At 64.2% G+C, this 3,772-nt stretch carries 4 protein-coding genes; 2 read left to right on the forward strand and 2 right to left on the reverse strand.

Annotated elements, in window-relative coordinates; genetic code table 11:
• A partial coding sequence (locus AB4Y99_RS26485; protein WP_441525426.1) for an invasion associated locus B family protein occupies positions 1 to 629 on the forward strand: 629 nt, incomplete at its 5' end.
• A gap of 105 nt (positions 630 to 734) precedes the next feature.
• On the opposite strand, the gene hspQ is transcribed toward AB4Y99_RS26485, so the two are convergent.
• Together hspQ and AB4Y99_RS26495 are read right to left on the reverse strand one after the other, a co-directional pair.
• On the reverse strand, positions 735 to 1,064 hold the full coding sequence (hspQ, locus tag AB4Y99_RS26490) for a heat shock protein HspQ (protein ID WP_038367525.1): 330 nt from the start codon (positions 1,062 to 1,064) through the stop codon (positions 735 to 737).
• Positions 1,065 to 1,177: 113 nt separating this feature from the next.
• Positions 1,178 to 2,227, reverse strand: a complete 1,050-nt coding sequence (locus AB4Y99_RS26495; RefSeq protein ID WP_038368671.1) for an HpcH/HpaI aldolase/citrate lyase family protein — start codon at positions 2,225 to 2,227, stop codon at positions 1,178 to 1,180.
• A 264-nt stretch (positions 2,228 to 2,491) separates the two neighbouring features.
• Between AB4Y99_RS26495 and AB4Y99_RS26500 the strand changes: the two genes are divergently transcribed.
• Positions 2,492 to 3,607, forward strand: coding sequence for an acyltransferase family protein (locus AB4Y99_RS26500; RefSeq protein WP_441525427.1), 1,116 nt, complete (start codon positions 2,492 to 2,494; stop codon positions 3,605 to 3,607).
• Positions 3,608 to 3,772 lie beyond the last annotated feature (165 nt).

Below are 3,772 nucleotides of genomic sequence, written 5' to 3' on the forward strand. Positions count from 1 at the left end.
GCGCTGCCGCGCCTGCCGGCCCCACCGTCGTGCAGGTCAAGTCCAATCCGGAGCAGACCAGCTGGACCAAGGTCTGCGGCAAGGACCAGGCCGCCAACAAGGAAATCTGCTACACGACCCGCGACTTCGTCTCGGATCAGGACCAGCCGGTGCTGGCCGTCGCGATCTATGACGTGAAGGGCGATCCGAACAAGATCGTGCGCTTCCTGATGCCGCTCGGCCTCCTGCTCCAGCCGGGCATCCGCTTCGGTGTCGACAGCGCTCAGCCGGTCGGCGGCCGCTATGCGATCTGCTTCCCGAACGGCTGCTTCGCCGAGGCGCAGATCAAGGACGACTTCATCAATTCGATGAAGAAGGGCACCAACCTCAACGTCAGCGTCCAGAACCAGGGCGCCCGCGAGGTGACCTTCCAGATCCCGCTCGCCGATTTCGCGAAGGGCTTCGACGGCGCGCCGATCGACCCGAAGGTGCTCGAGGAACAGCAGAAGAAGCTTCAGGACGAGGTGGCGAAGCGCCAGGAAGAGTTGCGCCAGCGGCTCGGCGCCGGCGGCGCCAACGCCGCCCCGGGCGCTGCTCCCGGTGCCGCGCCTGCTCCCGGCACTGCCCCGGCGACGCCGCCGAAGCCCTGATCGGGCAACAGGTCGAGAATGGAAAAGGCCGGCCCGAAAGGGTCGGCCTTTTTCTTTTGAGCAAAAGCGTCAGCGCGCAGGAGCTTGGGCGCTGGGACGTCGCCCTCAGTTCAATCCGGTGCGGTCGATCCGGTAGCGCCCCTTGCGGTCGCGGCGGAAGAACTCGCGCGCCCGCGGATGGCGGACCGGCTCGCCGGAATCATCGACGACGAGATTCTGCTCGGAGACATAGGCGACGTATTCCGTCTCCTCGTTCTCCGCGAAGAGATGGTAGAAGGGCTGGTCCTTCGACGGGCGCATGTTCTCCGGAATCGCCTCCCACCACTCGTCGGTGTTGGAGAAGACCGGGTCGACGTCGAAGATGACCCCGCGAAACGGATAGATGCGGTGTTTGACCACTTGCCCGATGCAGAATTTGGCCGAACGCGCTTCCATGACAAACCTACGCTATCCCCGCCGATCCTTTGCCGGCCGGGGTCGTCGCCGCCCTTGCGAGAGCAATGCGTCGTAAATGCGTCAAAATCAATCGAGCGCCGGACGCAGTCCCATCACAATCCGTAACGTTCTGCTAATGCCGGATCCCTTGCGGCAACCTGCCGCGCCAGATCGACGATCACTTTCGCCTGCTTCCAGGTCGCGTCGTCCTGCATTTTTCCGTCGATCATAACCGCTCCCGAACCGTCCGGCATGGCTTCGAGGATGCGCTTGGCGAAGATCACCTCGGTTGGGTCCGGGCTGAACACCCGCTTGGCGATCTCGATCTGCGAGGGGTGCAGCGTCCAGGCGCCGGCGCAGCCGAGTAGGAAGGCGTTGCGGAACTGCGCCTCGCAGGCGGCCGCATCGGCGAAATCGCCGAAGGGACCGTAGAAGGGCTTGATGCCCGCCGCTGCGCAGGCATCGACCATCTTGGCCAGGGTGTAGTGCCAGAGATCCTGCTGGGCGACGGCGCGCGGGCCGCCATCGGGGGAGGGGTCGGCGATCACCTTGTATTCGGGGTGCCCGCCGCCGACGCGGGTAGTCTTCATCGCACGCGAGGCGGCGAGGTCGGCGGGGCCGAGGCTCATGCCATGCATGCGCGGCGAGGCGGTGGCGATCGCCTCGACATTCTTCACGCCCTCGGCCGTCTCCAGGATGGCGTGGATCAGGATCGGCTTGGGCAGCGCATGGCGCGCCTCGAACTGCGCGAGCAGCTGGTCGACATAGTGGATGTCCCACGGCCCTTCGACCTTCGGCACCATCACCACGTCCAGCTTGCCGCCGATTTCGGCCATGATCGCGGTGATGTCGTCGAGGAACCAGGGCGAGTTCAGCGCATTCACCCGCGTCCAAAGCCCGGTCTTGCCGAAATCGACCGCCTTGCCCATGGCGATGAAGCCGTCGCGCGCCGCCTGCTTGGCCTCGACCGGGATCGCATCCTCGAGATTGCCGAGCACGATATCGACCTGCCCGGCGAGCTCGCCGACCTTCGCGCGCACCTTCTCCAGGTGGGGCGGCACGAAATGGATCATTCTTTCGAGCTTGAGCGGGAGCTCCCGATAGGGCTCGGGAGCGCCGATGGCGAGCGGCCGGAAAAACTGGCGTGGCGTCTTGCTCGTCATCGGGGGCTCCATGCTGCGATGCAGCGAATGTGAGCATGCCTTGGCGAGGCCGTCCATCATGCCTTTGTCGAGCGGGAAGGGGGTTCCGAAGGGATCAGGCCTTAGGAAAATAAGCTCAATTGGCAAACTAGGTAAATATGCCTAGGATCAATATCCTTGATCTGCGGCGGTCTGGCGAAACCATGAAGGCTCCCAAAGGTTTGGCGCGCGGCTTGCTGCGTGAGCCGCATCGCCCGGAACCTGTGCCGAAACGTGACGTGAGCCATGAGTCAGCCGAACCACCTCCAGCCCGGTCTTCGCCTCGAAACGCTCGACGGCCTGCGCCTTCTCGCGGCCTTGTCGGTCRCATTGTTCCATTTCGGGTTCTGCGGTCTGGCGGTCGGCTTTACGCAGATGTCGCTGCCGGCCGGCGAGAGCGTGCTGAAATACGGCTATCTTGGCGTGCCGCTTTTCTTCGTGATCAGTGGCTTCGTGATCGCCTATTCCGCCGAGGGGCGGACGCCGCTTCAGTTCGCCATTGCCCGCTTCGCCCGGATCTATCCCACTTTCCTGCTCTGCATGACGCTTACCTTTCTGGTGGTGCTCGCCTTGGGCGCGCCGTTCCTGCAGGCCAGCGCTGCGCAATGGGCCGCGAATCTGGTCATCAAGCCCGAGCTGCTCGGTTATCAGGCCATGGATGGCTCCTACTGGTCGATCTTCTACGAAGTGATCTTCTACGGCTGGGTTCTCCTGCTGATGGCGCTCGGAGCTTTTCGGCGCGATCGCTATCCGCTCATCGTTCTCGTCTGGCTTCTGGTTTCCRTTCTCGATCGCGCCTTCCTGTCCAGCAAAATCCTGCGCTATCTCCTCCTGACCGATCAGAGCGCGTTCTTCTGCGCTGGGCTCCTGCTCTATGCCGCCTTCCGGGACGGACATACGCGGCGCAACCTCGCCCTTCTCACGCTCACCACGGCCGTGGCCATCTATCAAGCTCTCGAACTGACGCAGTGGTACAGGGCGAACTACCACGCTGCCTATGACGACTTCGCCGTCGCCGCTTCCTGCGTGGCGATCGTCGCGATCGTGGCGGCTGCGATCAGGTTTCCACGCCTGCCGCTGCCGTCGGGGGTGACGCTGGCCATTGGCGGGCTGACCTATCCGTTCTACCTGCTGCATCAGCACATCGGCTATGTCGCGTTCAACCGGCTGGGCGATGCGCTTTCGCCGGCGGCCCTGATTGCGGCGGTGACGCTGGTGCTGCTGGTTTTGTCCTGCCTGATCTGGCGTTTTGTGGAGCGCCCGGCTCAGAGTTGGACGAAGTCCACCCTGACCGGGCTGGCCGCGGCCGGCGCCTTGCTTCCAGCGAATGGGGCGCGGCCGCGGGCGGGGATTGCCAACTGATCGCGCCCGGGTTTTAGGCTCCGGGCCGATCCTTTGGATTGTTTCGAGGCGCTGCCATCCACTTCGGGGCCTGTGCACGCGCTGGCCCGGAAGCTTTTTGGCCACCTGATCCAGCCATCGACGGATCACCCGGCCGGTTCGGTCGGCACCCATAAGGATCCGAAC

The organism is Allobosea sp. TAB14 (assembly GCF_052113865.1).
Lineage (GTDB): Bacteria > Pseudomonadota > Alphaproteobacteria > Rhizobiales > Beijerinckiaceae > Allobosea > Allobosea spartocytisi.